Below are 19906 nucleotides of genomic sequence, written 5' to 3'. Positions count from 1 at the left end.
ACCGAGCGGACGCGGATACGTTGGCCGAATGAGCGCGCACCCGACCGTCCACATCGGCATCGACCTCGCATGGGGGTCGAAGAACCGCACCGGCCTGGCTGCAGTCGCCGCCGATGGGCGCTTGCTCGCATCGGGAAGCGCGCATGGGGACGCCGAGATCGTCGCGTGGATCGCTTCCCATGCCAAGCGACTGGGCGTCGTGGCCATCGATGCGCCGCTCGTCGTCACGAACGCGACCGGCCGTCGCAGGTGCGAGTCGCTCATCCACGCAGCGTTCGGTCGCTTCGACGCTAGCCCGCACTCGACGAACCTCGGCAAGCCGGAGTTCAATCCCCCGCGTGGCGCAGCGCTCGCGACCTGGCTCGGACTGCCGATGGACCCGAACGGCACTCGCGAGGGCGTCGCCATCGAGGTCTACCCGCACCCCGCCATGGTCGGGCTCTGGGACCTCGACCTCATCCTCAAGTACAAGCACAAGGCGAAGTACCCGTTCGAGTACCGGAAGGCCGAGTTCCTGCGACTGCTCGAGCTGCTCGAAGGTGTCGACTCGCTGCGGCTGGCGGAGGTGCCACGCTGGGGCGAGCTGCGGGCGATCGCCGCGTCGTCCACCAAGCACGGCGACCTCAATCGGATCGAGGACGAGGTCGACGGCATCTTCTGCGGTTGGCTCGCGTGGCTCTGGTCGGTGCAGGATCCTCGGCTCGAGGTCTACGGCGACCTCGCCGACGGCTACATCGTCGCGCCTGAGAAGCCCGGTCATCAGCCGAGGGCTCGCGCCGATCGGGTTGCCCCGAGGCGGCAGGTCCGCTTCGAGGAAGCAGGTGCAGCGGACGGCGCCTCGATCAGCTTCACCCCGGACTTCGCGCTCGACGGCCCGACCGGGACGTGGGCACTCGCACCCGACGAAGCCCGGTTGCTGGAAGCGGCCCTGCAGGAGATCCGCGCCGCTGCGGAGTAGGCCGTCGGCAGACGCGCGGCTGACCGTGAGGCTCGCGCGCCTACGCTGAACGGATCGAAGGGGGCCTGCCATGAGCCAGCACTACGTCGCCATCGCGACCTACACCGCCAAGCCCGACACCGCCGACCGCGTCGCACAGCGGCTGCCGCTGCTCGCCGAGGCGAGTCGGCAGGAGGAGGGCAACATCTCCTACTCGATCGCCCGCGACCTCGAGCGGCCGAACGTCTTCACCATCGTCGAGGTCTACGAAGACGAGGAGGCGTTCACCGCGCACCGCGAGAGCGCCCACTTCGCATCGATCGGCAAGATGCAGATCATCCCGATGCTCGAGAGCCGCGTCGTCGTGGGCTACTCGGGCGACGGCGTCATCGACTGATTCGGCGTCATCCCCGGAGGTTGGCGAATGGCCTGCGGCCATAGGACTGCACGAAGTCCGCGATCATCCGGCGCTCGACGTCCCGGGGCGACTCGTCCGGTGTCGGCCGCCACGCAACCACGAGCGCTTGGCTATCGGTGAGCTGCCAGATGTACCGGCCGCCCCAATGGCCGACGGGTCGACCGTCTCCGAACTGCCGGTATGCCCACAGTCTGTTGCGCAGCGAGGTTGCCTTGCCGATGTAGAGGATGTCGGCTGCCTCGACCCACGCGGCCGCCAGCACGTCGGGGCGGGCGCTGGGGTTCCTGCCCTTGAACCATCCACCCGCGGAGGCCTCGAGGAAGTCGGCAGTCGTCCCCGGGTCGCGCAACACGACGTAGACGCCAGCTTCGGCGGGGATGTGCGAGCGCTCCATGGCGGCCCAGCTGACGAAGCCGCCGAATCCGTCGTGCCGAAGCTGCTCGCGTGTCCACGCCATGGCGGCAACGTAGCCCAGGGTCGCGCCGCTCCGCGAGCGCTCGCCAACGGTCGGCGAGCTCGTGACGCATCGTCCGTCGATCGCCGACCGGGTCGCCGGCTTCGTCCGAGTTGCCATCGGTCTCGGCGAGGCGGTCGGTCTGAGGGGAACGGGCGACCCGCGTACGGTTGAACCTGCAACCCCGAGGAGGTTCCATGCCCCATCTCGCGAACGGCAAGTACGTCTCGCAGGCCGACGCCATCCGCCAGTGGTGGCCGGCTGCCCGAGAGGTGCTCATCGAGACCGCTCACGAGTACGGATCCTGGATCACCGAGGACGACCTCGGCGCGCAGGTGCAGCATCGCACCGGCGTCTCGACGAACCAGCCCGCGCCCGAGTGGATCGGCCGCGTCCTCGGCTCGGTGGCGGCGGATGCGGAGCAGCGCGGCGAGCCTCGCCTTGCGTCATTGTGTGTCACGGCTGAGCTCCGCGTCGGAGACAGCCACCCCGGGGCGTCGGGCCTCCTCGACGCGCGCGGGCGGGAGCAGCGCGCCGCCGAGGACCGCCTCGAGTGCTACCGCGCCTTCGGTGCAGCGCTGCCGGCCGACGGCGGCACGCCCACCGTGCTCGCGCCGGTGCTGTCTCGGCCCGCGCGGCCCTCGCGCAGCGCTCAGCCTTCGCGTAGTCGCGCGACCGCCGCCGCGCCGACCCCGCCGCCCGCGGTGATGCGCGAGACCACATGCCCGAACTGCTTCATGGTCGTGCCCGTCGCCGCCACGTGCCGGGACTGCGGGGAGCCCCTCGCGGCCTGAGCCGGCTCCCGGGAGTCAGCGGCGGCGCTGCGAGCGGAGCGCCGTGAACCAGCTCACGCCCGCGACGAGGTGCATGAGCGCCAGCGCGATGCCGGTGCCCGCGTCGAGGGCCCCGGTGAGCGGCGCGATCGCCGACGCCGCTGCGACCACGAGTCCCGTCCACGCGAGCACCGGGATCGCGCGTGGCCACCGCTTCGCGAGCAGCCACGCGACGACCGTCGCAAGCGCCAGTGGCACGAACGTTGCCACCAGCACCGGGACGAATCCCACCGCGATCTCCGATCCGCCCTGCGCCACCACCATGGACGCGCCGGCAGCAGTGGCGGCCGCGAGGATAGCCAGGTTCACGGCCGTGGCGATGCCTGCGCTGAGCAGCCCGCGCGCGAGCAGACTGCGGCCTCCCCGTCGGTCCGGGGCTTCCACTGGAGCGGCGGGTAGCTCGACCTGCGCTGCGCCCGCGCCGGGCTGGGATGCGTTCGTCATGATTCCTCCTCCGCCACGACCCCGATGCGGGGTCCTCGTGACGCCATGATGCGCTCAATGCTTGATTAGGTCAAGCATTGACTTGGCCAAGTACTCTGGCGGGGTGACGGAGCCGGATGCCCTGCAGGAGACACGCGAACTGGCGATGCTCACCCACCGCGCGGCCGCGCTCGCGGGGGCCGACCTCACGAAAGCCGCGCAGCCCATGGGCATCACACCGTCGATGGCGCGCGTGCTGCTGCTGCTCGACGAGCCGATGCCGATGCGACGCATCGCCGAGCGGCTGCTCGTCGACGCCTCGTACGTCACCGGCGTCGCCGATGAGCTCGAAGCCCGCGGCGTGGCGGAGCGGACCGCTGGGCCGGATCGTCGCGTGAAGCTGCTGGCGCCGACCCCGGCCGGCGTGGAGATCCGTGCACGCCTCGTGGGAGCCGTGACCTCCGAGTCGACCGCGATGCGCGCCCTCGACGCCGCGGAGCGAGCGCAGCTGCGGTCGTTGCTCACCAAGCTCGTCGACGGTGCGTAGCGCGCTCCGCGCTTCAGTCGGCGGGCGCCTCAGGCAACGCGCGGCGGCGCCGCCAGGCTCGCCACCGCCGCGACGACCGCCTCGACGCCGAGCTCGAAGCCGGCGAGTGCGCGGTCCGCGTCATCGCGCGCGGCGACGACCCCTCGCAGCTCTGGCAGGTCGTGCCCCTCGCTGCGCCACAGGGGCGCCGGCGACCCGGCGTCGACGGCCGAACCCAGCACGAGGGCGTCGACCATCGCCGAGCAGGCGACCCGCTGCTCGACCGGCACCCCCGCATCCCGCAGGATGACGAACAGCGCCTCGTAGATCTCGAGCGTCCGGAAGTCCTCGACTGGCGCCCCCACGAGCACCGGCACGACGGCAGGGACGCGGGCGGTGGCGGCGCGGTACGCCCGCATCCACAGGCGCAGCCGCTCGAGCGGCGCCTCCGAGGTGTCGAGCGCCGGTCCCAGGTCGATGGAGCCGTAGAGCTCCTCGCGCATGCGATGCACGATCGCCGCGCGCCCGCCCGGCAGGTGGTGGTACAGCGACGAGGGGTGCACGCCGAGCGCCGCGGCGACCCCCGGGATGGTGAAGTCGCCGTGCTTCGCGACCAGCCGAAGCGCCGCTCCCGCGATCAGCTGCGGGGAGAGGATGCGGTGCTTCGGCCTGGCCACGAGGCTCCGTTCGGTTGCGAGGGGCTCAGAACATGATGACGCTTCGCCCGCGGGCGCCCGACCGCATGAGGTCGAAGGCGTCGTTCACCTCGTCGAGCGGGATGCGGTTCGTGATGAGCCGGTCGATCGGCAGGCGGCCGTCGAGGTAGAGCTGCGCGAGCATCGGGAAGTCGCGCGCGGGCACGGTCGAGCCGTAGTTCGAGCCGAGCAGCGACTTGCCCTCCTCGGCGAGCGCGAGCGCGTCGATCGGCACCGGCCGGTCCTGCGGCGGCAGGCCGACGATGACCGCCGTGCCGCCGCGCTTGAGCGTCGCGGGCATGATCGCGATCGTGTCGGGGCGCCCGATCGCCTCGAAGGCGACGTCGACGCCCCCGGGCACGAGCTCGCGGATGCGGTCGGGGAGCGACGCGTCCGACTTGACGGTGTGGGTCGCGCCGAACTCGCGCGCGAGCTCGAGTGACGCGTCCGTCACGTCGGCGACGATGATCGGGCTCGCACCGGCGAGGGCGAGGCCCATGATGATGCTGATGCCCACGCCGCCCGCGCCGATGACGAGCGCGGAGCGGCCCGCCTTCAGCTCGGCATCGTTGACGACCGCGCCGACGCCGGTGGCGATCGAGCAGCCGATGAGCGCCGCCACGTCGAACGGCAGCTCCTTCGGCACCTTGATCGCGGCCTGCTCGGCCACCACGACGCGCTCGCTCATCGAGCCGACGGCGAGGTAGGGGTAGGCGGTGTCGCCGTCGAGGGTCATCGGGGTCGACCCGTCCGGCAGCACGCATGCCTCCGAGCCGGAGCCGGTGCACACCCAGGTGCGGCCCTCGCGGCAACTGGTGCAGACGCCGCAGGGGTAGAACCAGGTCATGATCACGTGGTCGCCGGGCTCGAGGCTGCGCACGCCGTCGCCGACCGCCTCGACGACGCCCGCGCCCTCGTGGCCCATGATCGTCGGCTGCGGCATGTCCCAGTCACCGTCGAGCACGTGCCGGTCGGAGCCGCAGACGCCCGAGGCGCCGATGCGTATGAGCACCTCGCCGGGGCCGGGGTCGCGGAGCGTGACCTCGCGGATGTCGAGCTCGGGCTTGCCGCTGTAGACGGCTGCGCGCGTGGTCGCCATCAGCGCACCACCTCCGTGGCGCGGCCGCGGTAGAGCACGGCGGAGAGCGCGAGGTAGACGACCGCGGCGACGATGGCCGCGGGCAGGGATGCGGTGATCACCGAGAAGACGGCCTGCGTCTCGAGCGTGATCGGGTTGTAGAGCCACAGGTAGAACGCGGCGCCCGCGACGAGCGCGATGAGGCCCGCCCAGTTGATGCCGCCGGCGAAGGCGTAGAGCGTGCCGCGCTGCCCGAGGTGCAGCTCGCGGAGTTCGACGCGCTGCTTGCGCAGCACGAAGTAGTCGGCGACGGCGACGCCGCAGATGGCGGTGAGGAACGCGCCCGAGACCGAGACGAAGATCATGAACTGCTCGTACATGAACTGCGGGAAGAAGGTCATGATCGCGGGCACGATGAAGAACGATGCGGTCAGCACCTTCCACGGCACCTTCGCCAGCAGCCCGCCGGACGACTGCCGGATGGCGAGGATCGTCGAGTAGACGATCGACGACATCGACGTGATGTTGGCGAACGCGATGAAGATGAGCACCGCGGCGCCGAGGATCGCGCCGCCGAACGGCACCATCCAGACGGTCGGGTCGGAGTCGCCGAGCGTGAGCGCGGCGGCCATGCCGACGACCTGCGCGATGAGCGTCGCGATGAGCAGTCCGCCGTATGCGGGCCAGACGGCGGCCTTCCGGCTGCGGGTCATGCGGGCGAGCGAGCCCATCACGGGGTACCAGGAGACGCCGACGCCGACGTTGAACTCGACCGCCACCATGAAGTTGAGCGTCGGGTCGTCGAACGGCGCGATCGGCGAGGCGGTGAAGAGGGCGTCCCATGACGTGTTGACGACGAGGAACACCATCATGATCACGGTCACGACGGCCAGTCCCGGCGCGATGATCGCGTTGAAGCGGCCGATCGTGACCGGTCCGCGCGAGAGCACCCACCAGGCGATGAGGATGGCGACGAGGCCGCCGATCGTGACGACCGGGCCGTACTGGCCGAGGTCGGTGCCGGCGAAGGTCGCGGCGACCTGGCTGGTCGCGCGACCGGCCATGACGGCGAGCAGCGACGACCAGCCCATCTCGGTGACGAGGATGACGGTGAAGACGATGATGCCGACGCCGACGACCCCGAAGGCGCCGCGCAGCAGCGTGTACTGCTCCGAGCCCCAGCGCTGCGAGGCGACGACGGAGGCGAGCACCATGAAGCAGAGGCCGATCGCGTTGCCGATCAGCATCGCGGCGATGCCCGCCTCGAAGCCCACGAGCAGCGCGGTCGAGCCGCCGACGAGGAACGCCCAGGTCGCGATCGCGAGGGCGGTGTTGACCCACGTGAAGTCGAGGGCGCTCCAGAAGCGCTCCTTCTTCAGCAGCGGGAAGGTGCCGAAGACGTGCTCGTTGGCGAGCTTCGGGTCGACGACGGCCTCGCCGCGCGCGCTCACAGGACCACCACCAGGAGGCCGATGACGACGGCGACGACCGAGACGCCGACGTACACCGCGATCTCGCGGCCGGTCATCGGCAGTCGCGACGGCTCGTCGCGCTCGTCGTGCTCGACGATCTGGATGCGGCGCTCGAGCTCGGCGGCGACCGCCGGATCGGTGCCGCCGGCGACGAGCGTGCGCTCGAACGCGGTCGGGTGCGACGCTGCGGTCGCGCTCTGCTGGGGTGACGTCATCGCCGGCTCCTTCGCCATGGCAGGGGACGGGCCGCGCTCGCGGCCGTAAACCAAATCCGATTTGGTTTAGCGTCATACTGAGGCACGATGACGCTGTCGTCAACTCCGGATGGCAGCGACGCCGAGCGCAGGGGAGGATGTTCGGATGGATGCGCCGAAGAGCCACGCGATCGCCGTCGCCCAGGGGGTCGCCGTGATCGACGACGTCGACCAGAACCTCGCGACGCTCGACGGGCTGGTCGCCTCCGCCGCCGAGCAGGGCGCCGACGTCGTCGTGACGCCCGAGCTCTTCGCCACCGGCTACGCGCCCGACCGCGCGTGGAAGCACGACGGCGCGGCGATCCGGACGGCGCTCGCGGCCATCGCCCGCTCACAAGGGATCGCGCTGGTCGCATCCTCGGTCGACACGGTCGGGCCGGCGCACCACATCTCCGCCTCGTTCTTCTCGCCCGAAGGGGAGGAGCTGTCGCGCGTGCACAAGCGCCACCTGTTCGGCGGCGTGGAGCAGGAGTGGATGACGCCGGCGGCCGCATACGGAGAGCCGGTCGCCTGGAACGGCACGAGCTGGGGCGTGGGCATCTGCTACGACGTCGAGTTCCCCGAGTTCGCGCGCTCGCTCTCTGTCGCGGGCGCCGACGTCCTGCTCGTGCCGACGGCAGTGCCGACGGTGGAGGAGGGCGTCGAGGGCCTCGGCGACGCGTGGCACTACTCGGCTACGCAGATCTCGACGCTGCAGCTGCCGGCCCGGGCGCTGGAGAACGGCGTCGTGATCGCGTACGCAAACCAGTGCGGCCCGGGCTTCACCGGCCGCAGCTGCATCGCGACCCCCTTCGGGCACAACGCGGTGCTCCTGAGCGACGAACCCGGCGTGGTCGTGCTGAGGGTGCCGGTCGCGGCCATCGAGCGCGCGCGCTCGATCAACACCTACGTCGCCGACCTGCCGCGCGGCTGACGGCTACCGGCGCGCCGCCGCGAGCGGCAGCTGATGCGCGAACTGGTAGCGCTCCTGCTTGATCCGCGCGTGCAGCCAGGTGTCGACCGAGCGCACGCCCTCGAGCGAGCGCAGCGTGTCGAGCAGCTCGTGGAAGTCCTCGAAGGAGGAGAAGGGCACGGTCGCGACCAGGTCGAACCGGCCGTAGGTGCGCGCGAAGAACTCGAGGCCCGGCCGGTTCGCGATGAGCTCGATCACCCGGTCGCCGGCGTCGTGGAGGGTGATCCCCGGGCCGAACGGGAAGTTGCGGGTGGAGTCCGACCGCTGCCGCACCGCCCCGATCCGCATGATGCCGAGGTCGAGCATCCGCTGCACGCGGCCACGAGCACCGTTGATCGACAGGCCGCTGGCGTCCGCGAGCTCGGCGTACCCGATCCCCCGTCGCGCTGCAGCTGCGAGATGAGCGCGAGGTCGGCGTCGTCGAGGTGCTGTTCGCTGTCCGGCTCCGCGGCCAGGAAGAAGCTGTTCAGCACGTGCTCATAGACGGTCAGCTGCATGTCGACCACGCCGTCGGCGCCGCGCAGGGTGCGCATCGCGGCCTGCAGCTCGCGCCGGTCCCGGGTGTGGACCTCGGCGGCCACCTCGAACGGCCCGACCGTCTCGGAGATGAACACCGGGCTGTCGAGCTGCGCCATCCGCTCGAGCAGCGGCGCCGTCGACCCCGCGACCCGGAACGACAGGTGCGCGCGCGCGTGCAGCCCGAGGACCCGCTCGTCACGAGCGCGGTGTCGGTCGGGAGAAACACGGCTGTTCTCGAAACGGGTCGACTGTAGTGGGCATGGGCTCGACTCGCACCGCTCGCATGAAGCGATCCTGCCGAAGACGTCCGGCGCTGACAACTGGTACCGAATGCTGTATGGGGGCGACATCGGCGCGAGACGCCTGAACGGAGCGAGTTCTCTCGGGCAGCGACCGCCCAGCTGGACCGTCGATGTCGAGGGGCCCACGCAGCCTTCAATGGCGTGCCGCTGGTATCCGCACCGCCCGTCGTCGATAAGGTTGCGGTGTTTGCGCATGGAACCCGGAGGTCATCGACGTGGCTCAGTCGTGGCTGTCTGCGACAGAAACTCCCGTCACGTGCGCATCACCCACCACCCGCGAGTGGATCACGGACGCGCAGACGACAGCGCATCGCTTCGACCGGCGGTTCAGGGCCGGACCCGCAATGGCGCGGCAGCGCCCGAGCCGCGGAGCGTGACCGCTGTGTATCGGTGTCAGTGGGTCAAGGTTTCCTGAATGACTTGCCGGTTTCCTAGAGGAGGTGTCCATGAGCAACAGTTCCGCTGTCGAGCCGCCCTACGCGCTGAACTTTGTCAGCCGAGCGCTGCTCATGCGTGAGACCACCCTCCTCGCCGAGATGCGCAGGCCTGGAGAGTCGTGGGAATCGGTTCGTGATCGCGCGGTCAGCGAGAATTCCGTGCAGGCCCGCACTCACCGGTCGGGCGTTCGCCTGACCCGTGAAGCCGTTCGACGGTTGGCCGTGCTGTCCGATGATGAGGTGGAGTTCTTGCTCGACGCGGCTCCTAGGGAGCGCGGATACCTCCTGTGGGCAGCGGCCTGCCGCGCCTACCCATTTATCGGCGATTTCGCAGAGCAGGTTGTCCGCGAGCGCTACCTCATCCTTGCGTCGACGATCTCGCCGGAGCATCTCGAAAGATTTGTGTTGAGGCAGGCCCTATGGCACCCAGAACTTGAGGGCCTCTCGGACGCGATGAAGGCCGGCATCCGCCAGACCGTCTTCCGCATGATGCGGGAGGCCGACTTGGTGACGCCAAATGATGAGATCGTGCCGGCCCTGCTGTCCGGGCGGTTGGCTGACCTGCTGACAGCGCCTGGCAGGGACGACCTGCGCTTCTTCCCGACGAGAGGTGTCTAATGTCCCTGCACTCCAAGTCGACGTTGGCTCAGCAGGAGGAACACCTATTCATGGTGCTCAGCAGCGAGCGCTTCCTGAAGATGGAGGGCCTCGGCAACGAGGTCGCTCACTTCATCTACGACTACGAGCCCGCCTGGGCTCTCGACGTCGCCCAGGCCAAGAAGCGCATCAAGACAAAGCTCGAGACCGAGCGGGGCATCAAGGTCTTCGAGATCAATCTCTATGACCTCTCGGTCGAACTGCTCAAGACGCGCAATGTGTGGGAGCGTGTCCTCGCCGCCGAGACGACGATGGACAAGCCCGACTTTCTCCATCTCCTCCAGAACATGCTCGATCCGCAGCTGCACCTCGCTCCGGCGGTCAAGGAGCGAATGGCAGGCGAGTCGTTCGACATCCTCTTCCTCACCGGAATTGGCGAGGTGTTCCCGTTCGTGCGCTCGCACACGGTGCTGAGCAACCTGCAAACGGTCGTCTCGGACAAGCCGATGCTGATGTTCTTCCCAGGCCGGTACGAGGTGTCGGCCACGCAAGGTTCAGCACTCGTGCTCTTCGGCCAGCTCAAGGACGACTCCTTCTACCGCGCCAAGCGCATCCTCGACCAGGAAGCATGACCCGATGAAACTCAACGAGATCTTCCTCAAGGACGTCACCCGCTCGATCGAGGGCGTCGTCAAGGCCGACGACGTCGACCACCTGGGCATCGAGGTCGAGGAGTACGTCTTCACTAACGACGCCGCGAAGGGTGTCGCGCCGCTGCTGGAGGAGTACACGAACTACACCAACGCCAACGGCGTGTGGATCTCGGGCTTCTTCGGCTCCGGTAAGTCCCACCTGCTCAAGATGCTCGCCCACCTCCTCGGCGACGTCGAGGGCCAGGCGTTCCGGCGAGAGAAGGTGAGCGAGAGCTTCCTCGCCAAGACCAACGATGCGTTCCTGGTCGCGTCGCTGAAGAAGGCCGCCGGGATCCCGGCCAAGAGCCTGCTGTTCAACATCGATCAGAAGGCGACCCTAATTGCGAAGGACCAGACCGACGCCTTGCTCAAGGTATTCGTCAAGGTCTTCGACGAGAGCCGCGGCTACTTCGGCAACGACGGCGCGGTCGCCCGCTTCGAGGAGGACCTCGACAAGCGCGGCCAGTACGAGGCGTTCAAGGAGGCATTCGCCAGGCACGCCGGCATCGACTGGTCCCAGGGTCGCGAGCAGACCGCGCTGGAGGGCCACAACATCGACCGGGCGTTCGCCGAGGTCAACGGCGAGGCGAACCTCGGCATCATCGCCCAGTACCAGAAGTCCTACGCAGTCTCGATCGAAGACTTCGCCACGTCAGTCAAGGCCTGGATCGACAAGCAGGAGCCCGGCTTCCGACTCAACTTCTTCGTCGACGAGGTCGGCCAGTTCATCGCCGACGACGTCAGGCTCATGCTCAACCTCCAGACGATCGCCGAGTCTCTCAACACCAAGTGCAAGGGGCGCTCGTGGGTGTTCGTCACCTCGCAGGAGGACATGGACAAGGTTATCGGCGACCGCACGCGGCAGCAGGGCAATGACTTCTCCAAGATCCAGGCTCGCTTCAGCGCCAAGGTGAAGCTGACCAGCCAGGACGTCGAGGAGGTCATCAGCAAGCGTCTGCTGGAGAAGAACGATGCGGGCGCCGGCGCGCTAAAGACGATCCACTCCACGCAGGCGGCGAACTTCCCGACGATCTTCAACTTCGTCGACGGCGCGAAGACTTACCGCAACTACGTGGACGAAGGCCGCTTCATCAACACCTACCCCTTCGTCACTTACCAGATCCCGATGTTCCAGTCCGCGATCGAGGGCCTGTCCGACCACAACATGTTCGAGGGCAAGAACAGCTCGGTCGGCGAGCGCTCCATGCTGGGCGTGGTTCAGGAGGTCGCCAAGCGCATCGGCGCCGAGCAGGTGGGCTACCTCGCCACCTTCGACCAGATGTTCGCGGGCATCAGCGCTGCCCTGAAGTCGACGGCGCAGAGCGCGATCCTCCAGGCCGAGAAGCACCTTCCCGACCCCGGCTCCGAGGTCACGGTCCTCGCCAATCGCCTCCTGAAGGCGCTCTTCCTGGTCAAGTACGTCGACACCTTCAAGGCCACGCCACGCAACCTCACCGTGCTCGTCTACGACCGCTTCGGGCTCGACCTCACGGGGCTGGGCAAGCAGGTGCAGGAGGCGCTCAACCTGCTGGAGACGCAGTCGTACGTCCAGCGCAACGGCAACGTCTACGAGTACCTCACCAACGAGGAGCAGGAGATCGAGAAGGAGATCAAGGCGGTCGACATTGACTCCTCCGAGGTCTCCAGCAAGCTCTTCCGGTACCTGTCGTCCGAAATCCTCAAGACCAACAAGCTCAAGTACGCCAAGAACGGCCAGGACTTCGCGTTCGGCTACAAGCTCGACGACATCGTGCAAGGCAACCAGCGCGAACTGAGCATCCACTTCATCACGCCCGAGACGAGCTACACCGACACCGAGATCCTGTCGCAGAGCATGGGCAAGAACGAGCTGCGGGTCTTCCTGGGCCGCGACAAGCGGCTGCTCGCCGACGTGCGCCTGCTGCTCAAGACGGAGAAGTACAACAAGCAGCGCACGAGCTCGGGTGCAACGCCGTCGATGCAGGCGATTCTTCAGTCGAAGCAGGTGCTCAACGCCGACCGTGAGAAGGAACTCATCGTGCGCCTGCGCCAGGCCGTCGGCAAGGCGCAGCTGATCATTAACGCCGCCGAGATCACGTCCAGCTCGCAGGACGCAGTCACGCGCGTCACCGACGGGTTCCAGGAGCTCGTCAGCCGCACCTACACGAGCCTCGGCCTTCTCGGCGGCAAGATCTACCCGGAGCAGGCGGTGGCCGGCGTCGTCCAGAACGACCAAGCGATGTTCAGCGCAGGGAACCTCAGCACGCTCAACTCGCCCGGCGCCGAGATGGAGTCGTGGGTCATCGCCCAGACGGGACTCGGTGAGCAGGTCACGATGAAGAAGGTCGTCGACCGCTTTGAGGCCAAGCCCTACGGCTGGGACCTCGGCTCCATCGAGGTCGTGATCGGTTGGCTCGTAGGTAACGGCAAGGTTGCGCTCACCGTCGACTCCAACCCTGTCGTCCGGACAGAGGCGGCAGCGCTAATCCGCAACACCGGAAAGCACCAGTACGTCGTCGTCGCACCCCAGAAGGCGTACGACCAGGGGAAGGTCAGTGCATTCAAGAAGTTCTGCACGGACTTCTTCGATGAGGGCGCAGTGCCCAGTGACCCCGCAGAGCTCGCCCGCTACGGCAAGGACAGGCTCGAAGCCAAGGGCGAAGAGCTCAACGCCCTCGTGACAGCTAGCAAGTACCCCTTCGTGAGTCAGCTTTCGAATGTCGTCGCCCTGCTGGATGCGGTCGTCGGCAAGTCCACCGACTGGTACCTCACCAACTTCGACAAGGCCGACGAACTCCTTGAGGCCAAGGAAGAGACGATCGACCCGATCAAGTCGTTCATCAACGGCCAGCAGGCGACGATCTTCGACGAGGCCCAGGCTCTCCTCAGTACGAACACGGGCAATCTCGGCTACCTCGCGCCGGGGGCCGCCGACCCTGTCAAGGCACTCCTGTCGGATCCCAACGCGTTCCGCGGCAACAAGATGAACGCGCTCAAGGTTGCCGCCGACACCCTCCGAGGTGAACTAGACGATGCCGTCACCCAGCAGCGCGTTGCCGTGGCAACCGCCATTGAGGGACGCAAGGCCGAGATCCTCGCCAGCACCTACTACGCCAACGCGATCCCCGAGGGGCAAGCAAGCGTGACCCGGCGCATCGACCAGGTCCTCACACGACTTGCTGGCGAGGACCAGATCGCTTTGATCCTCCAACTCGAATCGAACTTCGAGCAGTCTGGCTACCCGGAACTCCTCGATGCGCTCGCGGCTGCTCAGCAAGCTGGCGACGAGGCTGGCGGCGACGACGTGCCGAAGTCCAAGCCGAAGCAGACTGTCTCGGTCAAGACGATCAGCGTCCCGGGCGTCTCCGGCAAGGTGCTCGAGTCTGAAGGCGACCTCGACGACTACCTCGCCAAGTACCGTGCCGCGCTTGTCGCGACCCTCAATGACGGAAAGCGAATCACGCTCTGATGGACACTGCATCGCTGAAGTCCTTCGCCACCTCGGCGCGCACGGAACTCATCCGCGAGGTCGGCGCGCGCATCACGGCCGTGCTCGCGCAGGGTTCACCAGAGCGGGTTGAACAGCCCCGTGCCGTGACCGCGTTGGAGCGGGCGATCGCCGGCGGGGGCGGCGGCGACGAGGGCAGGGCGCATGTTGCTGACAAGGTTGCTTACACATGGTTCAACCGCATCATCGCGCTGCGCTTCATGGACGCGAACGGTTACACCGGCATCGGCGTTGTCTCGCCCGCCGCCGATCAGGTCGGGCAGCCCGAAATTCTTGCCGCCGCCAAGCGCGGCCAGGTCGACGGTGACGTGGTCAAGGGCGCGAACGCGACGATCGTTCCCGGGCTACTCAATGGCACCCGCCAGCCGCGCCCCGGGGTCGATGCCCAGGCCGAGGCATACGCGCTCCTCCTCGCGGACTGCTGCCGTTACTGGAACCGGGCGATGCCGTTCATGTTCGAGCGCGAAGGCGACTACACCGAGCTGCTTATCCCCGCGAACCTGCTCGCTGAGGATTCGGTCCTCACCCGCTCGGTCAAGTTGCTCACCGAGGACGTCTGCCAGGACGTCGAGGTCATCGGCTGGCTCTACCAGTTCTACATCTCCGAGCGGAAGGACGAAGTCTTCGCCGGGTTCAAGAAGAACAAGAAGGCCGGCGCCGACGAGATCCCTGCCGCCACCCAGCTCTTCACCCCACACTGGATCGTCCGGTACCTCGTTGAGAATTCCGTGGGCCGCCTGTGGATGCTCAACCATCCCGAGTCGCGCCTTGTCGACCAGATGGACTACTACATCGCCCCAGTCGATGAAGAGACAGACTTACTCAAGATCACCCGGCCCGAAGAACTCACGGTAATTGACCCTGCATGTGGCTCCGGCCACATGCTCACCTACGCCTTCGATCTTCTCTACGCGATCTACGAAGAAGAGGGATACACGCCGTCTCAAATCCCGAGCCTGATTCTCGCGAACAACCTCTACGGCACCGAGATCGACCCCCGTGCCGGCGCCTTGGCTGCATTCGCCCTCACGATGAAGGCACGGGCCAAGCAGCGGACATTCTTCAACAAACCGGTCGAGGCCAACATCTGCATTATCAACCCGATCTCGTTCGGCCCGGACGAACTGGACTTCCTCGTCACCATGGACGGAGATCGTTACGCAGAGGAAACATTCTGGAACCAGTTTGCTGAGGCAGATTCCTTCGGCTCGCTCATCGAGCCCGATCCGGACCTGACCGCGAGACTTGCGCGTCACCTCATCGCGCTCGACGACGACGGGGACCTCCTGACTGCAAGCACACTGGATCAGGCGCAGACGGTCATCGCCCAAGCTCGCTACCTCGTTGATCGCTATGCGGTGGTGATCGCGAATCCGCCCTATATGGGCAGTGGGAACATAGGACCGGCGCTGAGTGAGTTTCTTAAGGAGAAGTACCCTCGGTGCAAGCAGGACCTTTATGCGTGCTTCGTGAAGCGTGGGCTTGACTGGGTCGTGCCCGGCGGCGCGGTCGCTGCCGTCACTGGTGATACGTGGATGTTCATCAAGTCTTTCGAGGAATTCCGCAAAGAGATCCTCGAGCGAGCAGCATTCTCAAGCTTCATCCACGTGCACGATTCTGGCAACCTGCCTTCGAAGTTTGGCGCCAACTCGGCCTTCGTGCTGACCGTCGGCGGCGACCCAAACGCCCACGTTTCGTTCATTATGACGTCGCTTCCCGGAGTTGAGGCAAAGCGGCGACAAGTCGAGGCGGCCCTCGCGGGTGCGGCACTTGATGAGAATTGGTTCGCAGGTAGCACTTCGAAGTTCCTTGAGATTCCGGGCTACCCGATCGCGTTCCGACTCGCCGACGAGCTCGTCGGTTTATTGTCCGGACCGATTCCGATGTCCGAGCGGCTCCCTGCCGTCGCTGGCATCTCTACGGGGAGCAATGACAGGTTCTTTCGTCTTTGGCACGAGGTCTCGGTGGGGCGGATTGGTGGTGGCTCGGTGGCTCGCCCATGGGCTCCGCACCACAAGGGTGGGCCCGAACGGCGTTGGTATGGAAACGTGTCGCATGTGCTCCGATACAACGCGGTTGCGGTTGCCGAGATGGAGAAGCTTCCAGGGTTCAGGCACGACGGAAATGCAAGCTATTTCCAGCCACACATCGGGTGGTCGGCGCTTACAAGCTCTCGGCCGAGCTTCAGGATAATCGAGGCTGGCCATACGTTCGGCAGCGGTAGCAAGGCGATTATGGGTGAGCGGAGGGAGTTGTTGAGGGCCCTCGCGGTCCTGAACTCGAAGATGGCAGCTGAGCTGCTCAGTGCCCTTAGCCCAACCATGAATTTCGAGGTCGGGAGCATCGGTCGGCTGCCTACCTTGGGAACTGATTCGGTTGCGTTGGAGTCTCTTGTAGAGACGGCGATCAGCTTGGCACGAGATGACTGGGATGAAGATGAGGGTTCGATGGGCTTTCAACTATCACCTCTTCTCAGAAGGGGAGCTTCGCTCAGCGATGCCCTGGACGCCTACGCTGCGATGAAGGTCGAGCGCGAGCAGAGACTGATCGAAGTTGAGGCGCGTCTTGAAGCTGAGGTGAGCAAGGCATTCGACCTGGATGAGCCGCTGATCCGCCTGCCAAAGGTGGGGAATCGACTTACTGCTCGTGAGCAAGTACAGGCGCTTGTTTCTCACTCCGTTGGCTGCTTCTTTGGTCGTTACAGTCTTGATGAGCCGGGGCTGATCTTGGCCGACCAGGGTGCGACGTTGCAGGACTACCTCGCCAAGGTGCCGACGCCGACGTTTATGCCGGACGCCGACAACGTCATACCCATCGTTGATGGCGACTGGTTCGAGGACGACATCGTCGGGCGGTTCCGCCAGTTTCTCCGTGTCGCGTTCGGCGAGCAGCACTTCGAGGAAAACCTCCGGTTCGTCACCGAATCACTCGGGGTGAAGAAGCTGCGCGACTACTTCGTGAAGTCCTTCCACAAGGACCACGTCCAGCGGTACAAGAAGCGCCCGATCTACTGGCTCTTCTCCAGCCCGAGGGGCTCGTTCAACGCGTTGATTTACATGCACCGCTACACACAGTCGACGGTCTCGACAGTCCTGACCTACCTGCGGGAGTACGTGACCAAGCTGGAATCGACGCTCCAGCAGGCCGAGCGCGTCGGGAACGCGAAGGAAGCTGACCGGCTCCGCAAGATTCTCGTTGAGTTGAACGAGTACGAGCACGACACGCTCTACCCGCTTGCCACCCAGCAGGTCACGATCGACCTCGATGACGGCGTCAAGGCGAACTACCCGAAGTTCGGCGCCGCGCTCAAGAAGATTCCCGGGCTGGAGGCGGCGAGTGACTGATGTGATCTCCGTCCAGAATGCCCTCCTAAGCCGGCTTGTCTCACAGCGGGTCGTGTTTTGGCATGACCCCGCTGGTGAGTACGCCGCCGACCTCGATGCGCTGGACCTCGGCGCGGTCAACGTCATCCGTGTTGAGGGCAACGAGTTCGGCGCGAAGAACACGATCCTTGCCGACCGCGTCAGCAAGCATCTCATCTATCGCTCCGGCGACGTCCCGCGCGGTACTGGTAACTGGCTGCTCGATCTCGAACTTGCGTATGGCGTTTTCACGGCCGACAAGATCTCGATGCTCCAGCAGGAGCTTGGCCTGAACGACCCGGCCTTGCAGCCAGTGATCGAACAGCACCTGAGGTTCTTCGCCGCGACCAGCCGCAGGCAGTCTCTGGAGAAGCTCCTCTCCGACGGAGACGACGCCGCACGCCTGCGCGCCAAGATGTGCCAAGTGCTCGTCAAGGCATCGGGCAACAAACTGTCCGACATTGTCCGCGAACTCCTCGTCGAGAACGCCGCGGGGAAGAGCACCAAGTTCGACGACCTCGTTGCCTTCGGCCTCGACCGGTTCTTCTGGGATGGGCTCGCCGGCATCTTCAAGTACCCGAGCGCGACCCCGACCATGGACGACTTCGTGCTGTGGATGTTCGGTCGCGCCATCGAGGACTTCGCCTCAGACACCCCCGACGAGTTCCGCAACATCCGCAGCGACTTCAACGCCCTGCGCTACGACGTGCGCACGCAGGACGTGATGACGACCCTCGCGTCCCGCGCGGCTGACGCGCTCGACGTGAAGTCGAAGATCGACCAGCGCGACTACCGCGAACTGGCCAAGATCACGATCTTCGAGGAGATCGACCGCAAGGTCATCGTCGAACTCGCCGCCGCCGTCGCGACCCAGTCGGTGACGCCGCGCGAGGTCTCGGACATCGTCCGGCAGCGTCAGCACAGCTTGTGGAGCGTCAAGTACGCGAAGCTCTACGACGCCATCCAGAGCGCCGCTGAGTTGCTCGCCGCGATCGCCGTGCTGCCGCATGCCATTGCCTCGACCGCCGCTGGGTTGGAGAAGTATCAGTCCGACTGGTTCCGCATCGACCAGCACTACCGCTGGTTCACGTACGCCCACCAGACCGCCGACTTCCACAAGCCGCTCGAAGCGCTCAAGGCCGAGGTCGACAAGCAGTACGCCAACAAGTACCTCTACGACTTCGGCGGGCTCTGGCAGCAGGCCCTTGAGCCCATGAGCGAGTGGAAGTCTGCGACGCTTGCGCCGCAGGCGAAGTTCTTCGACCGTCACGTCGCCCCCGTCGTCAGGGACGGGCGCACCAAGGTGGTCGTAATTATCTCCGACGGCATGCGGTACGAGATCGCCGAGCAACTCGCGTCGATGGTCCGCGGCGAGGACCGCTTCGATGCCTCGCTCTCCGCCGTGCTCGGCTCGCTGCCGAGCTACACCCAACTCGGCATGGCCTCTCTGCTGCCGCACTCCAGCCTGGAACTCGACCCCGTCGGCCTGCCGGTGCTCGCGGACGGGAAGCCGACGAACGGTACCGCGAACCGCGACAAGATCCTGCAAGCGGTCAAGGGACATGCCATCACCGCGGCCAAGGTGCTGGCCATGCCAGGGAGCGAGCTTCGCGAGCTGTACACGAAGCACCAGGTCTTCTACGTCTACCACGACCGCATCGACGCCGCGGGCGACAAGGCCCCGACCGAGCGGACCGTCTTCGAGGCTGCCGAGGAGACCCTTCGCGAGCTGCTGCTCCTGGTGAAGAAGTGGACCAACGCCAACGCGACGAACATCCTTATCACCGCCGACCACGGGTTCCAATACCAAGACACCCCGCTGGAGCAGGCCTACTACCTCTCGGAGAGCCCGCAAGGTGACGCGGTCACCAAGACCAACCGCCGCTACGTGCTCGGCCGGTCGCTGAAGCCGTCGCCCTCCTTCATGACCTTCACCTCGGCCCAGGCAGGCCTCGCGGGAAACGTCGACATCCAGATCCCCAAGTCGATCCACCGCATCCCGCTACCCGGCGCTGGCACCCGCTACGTGCACGGTGGCGCTTCCCTCCAGGAGATCGTCGTGCCGGTGATCGCGGTCAACAAGAAGCGCAAGAGCGACATCCGACCGGTCAATGTCGACCTCATGCCCGAGACCGACAAGATCACCACCGGGCAGCTCGCCGTCAAGCTGCTTCAGCGCGAGGCCGTCACCGACAAGATCCAGCCGCGCCAGGTGCGGCTCGGGCTCTACGTCGGCGACAAAGTGATCTCCGACCAGCCCGTCCTTACCTTCGTCAGCGCATCCGATGACCAGCGCGACCGCTATCAGAAGGCCGTGCTGTACCTGACCCAGGATGCTGACCAGTACAACAACCGGCCCGTCGAGCTGCGGCTCGAAGAGCCGATCCCGAACACGACGCAGTGGAAGTCGTTCTCGAAGGGGAACTACACCATCAAGCGGTCGTTCACGACGGACTTCGACTTTTAGG

General features: G+C 66.4%; 18 protein-coding genes. 11 read left to right on the top strand and 7 right to left on the bottom strand.

The annotated features are described in order from the left end of the window. Positions 1 to 28 precede the first annotated feature (28 nt). Together ABIB37_RS04160 and ABIB37_RS04155 are read left to right on the top strand one after the other, a co-directional pair. The gene (locus tag ABIB37_RS04160) at positions 29 to 958 is read left to right on the top strand and encodes a DUF429 domain-containing protein (RefSeq protein WP_354257073.1); all 930 of its coding nucleotides are present in this window, start codon (positions 29 to 31) and stop codon (positions 956 to 958) included. Between the two features lie 70 nt (positions 959 to 1028). Beyond that, the gene (locus ABIB37_RS04155) at positions 1029 to 1334 is read left to right on the top strand and encodes a putative quinol monooxygenase (RefSeq protein ID WP_354257070.1); all 306 of its coding nucleotides are present in this window, start codon (positions 1029 to 1031) and stop codon (positions 1332 to 1334) included. A gap of 7 nt (positions 1335 to 1341) precedes the next feature. On the opposite strand, the gene ABIB37_RS04150 is transcribed toward ABIB37_RS04155, so the two are convergent. Continuing rightward, on the bottom strand, positions 1342 to 1812 hold the full coding sequence (locus ABIB37_RS04150; protein WP_354257067.1) for a GIY-YIG nuclease family protein: 471 nt from the start codon (positions 1810 to 1812) through the stop codon (positions 1342 to 1344). A 194-nt stretch (positions 1813 to 2006) separates the two neighbouring features. Between ABIB37_RS04150 and ABIB37_RS04145 the strand changes: the two genes are divergently transcribed. Beyond that, complete coding sequence (locus ABIB37_RS04145) at positions 2007 to 2603, top strand: hypothetical protein (protein ID WP_354257064.1); 597 nt, start codon at positions 2007 to 2009, stop codon at positions 2601 to 2603. A gap of 15 nt (positions 2604 to 2618) precedes the next feature. On the opposite strand, the gene ABIB37_RS04140 is transcribed toward ABIB37_RS04145, so the two are convergent. Next, the gene (locus ABIB37_RS04140; protein ID WP_354257061.1) at positions 2619 to 3086 is read right to left on the bottom strand and encodes a DUF6069 family protein; all 468 of its coding nucleotides are present in this window, start codon (positions 3084 to 3086) and stop codon (positions 2619 to 2621) included. An 82-nt stretch (positions 3087 to 3168) separates the two neighbouring features. On the opposite strand from ABIB37_RS04140, the gene ABIB37_RS04135 reads away from it, so the two are divergent. After that, positions 3169 to 3612: a MarR family winged helix-turn-helix transcriptional regulator gene (locus ABIB37_RS04135; RefSeq protein WP_354257058.1), complete on the top strand. Its 444-nt coding sequence runs from the start codon at positions 3169 to 3171 to the stop codon at positions 3610 to 3612. Positions 3613 to 3641: 29 nt separating this feature from the next. On the opposite strand, the gene ABIB37_RS04130 is transcribed toward ABIB37_RS04135, so the two are convergent. The 4 genes from ABIB37_RS04130 to ABIB37_RS04115 are packed head-to-tail and all read right to left on the bottom strand — an operon-like array spanning position 3642 to position 7051. Further along, positions 3642 to 4268, bottom strand: coding sequence for a TetR/AcrR family transcriptional regulator (locus tag ABIB37_RS04130; RefSeq protein ID WP_354257055.1), 627 nt, complete (start codon positions 4266 to 4268; stop codon positions 3642 to 3644). A gap of 25 nt (positions 4269 to 4293) precedes the next feature. Further along, the gene (locus ABIB37_RS04125) at positions 4294 to 5385 is read right to left on the bottom strand and encodes an alcohol dehydrogenase catalytic domain-containing protein (RefSeq protein WP_354257052.1); all 1092 of its coding nucleotides are present in this window, start codon (positions 5383 to 5385) and stop codon (positions 4294 to 4296) included. After that, a complete protein-coding gene (locus ABIB37_RS04120) occupies positions 5385 to 6815 on the bottom strand; it encodes a purine-cytosine permease family protein (RefSeq protein ID WP_354257049.1) in 1431 nt (476 codons plus the stop codon). Before ABIB37_RS04120 ends, ABIB37_RS04125 begins: the two co-directional genes overlap by 1 nt. Then, positions 6812 to 7051: a hypothetical protein gene (locus ABIB37_RS04115; protein ID WP_354257047.1), complete on the bottom strand. Its 240-nt coding sequence runs from the start codon at positions 7049 to 7051 to the stop codon at positions 6812 to 6814. The genes ABIB37_RS04120 and ABIB37_RS04115 overlap by 4 nt, the downstream gene beginning before the upstream one ends. A 145-nt stretch (positions 7052 to 7196) precedes the next feature. Here ABIB37_RS04115 and ABIB37_RS04110 point away from each other — a divergent pair, with 145 nt between their 5' ends. Continuing rightward, positions 7197 to 8003 (top strand): nitrilase-related carbon-nitrogen hydrolase, encoded by an 807-nt coding sequence (locus ABIB37_RS04110; RefSeq protein WP_354257044.1) that lies wholly within the window; start codon positions 7197 to 7199, stop codon positions 8001 to 8003. Between the two features lie 3 nt (positions 8004 to 8006). Here the strand turns inward: ABIB37_RS04110 and ABIB37_RS04105 are convergent, their stop codons facing one another. Beyond that, positions 8007 to 8348, bottom strand: coding sequence for an Lrp/AsnC ligand binding domain-containing protein (locus ABIB37_RS04105; RefSeq protein WP_354261526.1), 342 nt, complete (start codon positions 8346 to 8348; stop codon positions 8007 to 8009). Between the two features lie 119 nt (positions 8349 to 8467). Here ABIB37_RS04105 and ABIB37_RS04100 point away from each other — a divergent pair, with 119 nt between their 5' ends. From ABIB37_RS04100 to pglZ, 6 genes are all read left to right on the top strand, one after another. Further along, positions 8468 to 8815 (top strand): hypothetical protein, encoded by a 348-nt coding sequence (locus ABIB37_RS04100; protein ID WP_354257041.1) that lies wholly within the window; start codon positions 8468 to 8470, stop codon positions 8813 to 8815. Between the two features lie 494 nt (positions 8816 to 9309). After that, the gene (locus tag ABIB37_RS04095) at positions 9310 to 9918 is read left to right on the top strand and encodes a DUF1819 family protein (protein ID WP_354257038.1); all 609 of its coding nucleotides are present in this window, start codon (positions 9310 to 9312) and stop codon (positions 9916 to 9918) included. Between the two features lie 50 nt (positions 9919 to 9968). Next, positions 9969 to 10529 carry a DUF1788 domain-containing protein gene (locus ABIB37_RS04090; RefSeq protein ID WP_354257035.1) on the top strand — a complete coding sequence of 187 codons (561 nt, stop codon included), beginning with the start codon at positions 9969 to 9971 and terminating at the stop codon, positions 10527 to 10529. Positions 10530 to 10533: 4 nt separating this feature from the next. Continuing rightward, the gene (gene brxC / locus ABIB37_RS04085; RefSeq protein WP_354257032.1) at positions 10534 to 14037 is read left to right on the top strand and encodes a BREX system P-loop protein BrxC; all 3504 of its coding nucleotides are present in this window, start codon (positions 10534 to 10536) and stop codon (positions 14035 to 14037) included. After that, on the top strand, positions 14037 to 17420 hold the full coding sequence (gene pglX / locus ABIB37_RS04080; RefSeq protein ID WP_354257029.1) for a BREX-1 system adenine-specific DNA-methyltransferase PglX: 3384 nt from the start codon (positions 14037 to 14039) through the stop codon (positions 17418 to 17420). The genes brxC and pglX overlap by 1 nt, the downstream gene beginning before the upstream one ends. After that, positions 17413 to 19905: a BREX-1 system phosphatase PglZ type A gene (gene pglZ / locus ABIB37_RS04075; protein WP_354257026.1), complete on the top strand. Its 2493-nt coding sequence runs from the start codon at positions 17413 to 17415 to the stop codon at positions 19903 to 19905. Before pglX ends, pglZ begins: the two co-directional genes overlap by 8 nt. The last annotated feature ends 1 nt before the right edge of the window (position 19906 follow it).

The organism is Agrococcus sp. UYP10, assembly GCF_040547205.1.
GTDB lineage: Bacteria > Actinomycetota > Actinomycetes > Actinomycetales > Microbacteriaceae > Agrococcus > Agrococcus jenensis.
Note: the sequence above shows the minus strand (reverse complement) of the source record. Positions and strands in the feature narration are given on the sequence as shown.

Excerpts from the sequence above, each read along its gene's own strand:
- ABIB37_RS04160 (WP_354257073.1), top strand. The coding sequence starts at position 29 with ATGAGCGCGCACCCGACCGTCCACATCGGCATCGACCTCGCATGGGGG.
- ABIB37_RS04155 (WP_354257070.1), top strand. The coding sequence starts at position 1,029 with ATGAGCCAGCACTACGTCGCCATCGCGACCTACACCGCCAAGCCCGAC.
- ABIB37_RS04150 (WP_354257067.1), bottom strand. The coding sequence starts at position 1,812 with ATGGCGTGGACACGCGAGCAGCTTCGGCACGACGGATTCGGCGGCTTC.
- ABIB37_RS04145 (WP_354257064.1), top strand. The coding sequence starts at position 2,007 with ATGCCCCATCTCGCGAACGGCAAGTACGTCTCGCAGGCCGACGCCATC.
- ABIB37_RS04140 (WP_354257061.1), bottom strand. The coding sequence starts at position 3,086 with ATGACGAACGCATCCCAGCCCGGCGCGGGCGCAGCGCAGGTCGAGCTA.
- ABIB37_RS04125 (WP_354257052.1), bottom strand. The coding sequence starts at position 5,385 with ATGGCGACCACGCGCGCAGCCGTCTACAGCGGCAAGCCCGAGCTCGAC.
- ABIB37_RS04115 (WP_354257047.1), bottom strand. The coding sequence starts at position 7,051 with ATGACGTCACCCCAGCAGAGCGCGACCGCAGCGTCGCACCCGACCGCG.
- ABIB37_RS04110 (WP_354257044.1), top strand. The coding sequence starts at position 7,197 with ATGGATGCGCCGAAGAGCCACGCGATCGCCGTCGCCCAGGGGGTCGCC.
- ABIB37_RS04105 (WP_354261526.1), bottom strand. The coding sequence starts at position 8,348 with ATGCTCGACCTCGGCATCATGCGGATCGGGGCGGTGCGGCAGCGGTCG.
- ABIB37_RS04095 (WP_354257038.1), top strand. The coding sequence starts at position 9,310 with ATGAGCAACAGTTCCGCTGTCGAGCCGCCCTACGCGCTGAACTTTGTC.
- ABIB37_RS04090 (WP_354257035.1), top strand. The coding sequence starts at position 9,969 with ATGGTGCTCAGCAGCGAGCGCTTCCTGAAGATGGAGGGCCTCGGCAAC.
- brxC (WP_354257032.1), top strand. The coding sequence starts at position 10,534 with ATGAAACTCAACGAGATCTTCCTCAAGGACGTCACCCGCTCGATCGAG.
- pglX (WP_354257029.1), top strand. The coding sequence starts at position 14,037 with ATGGACACTGCATCGCTGAAGTCCTTCGCCACCTCGGCGCGCACGGAA.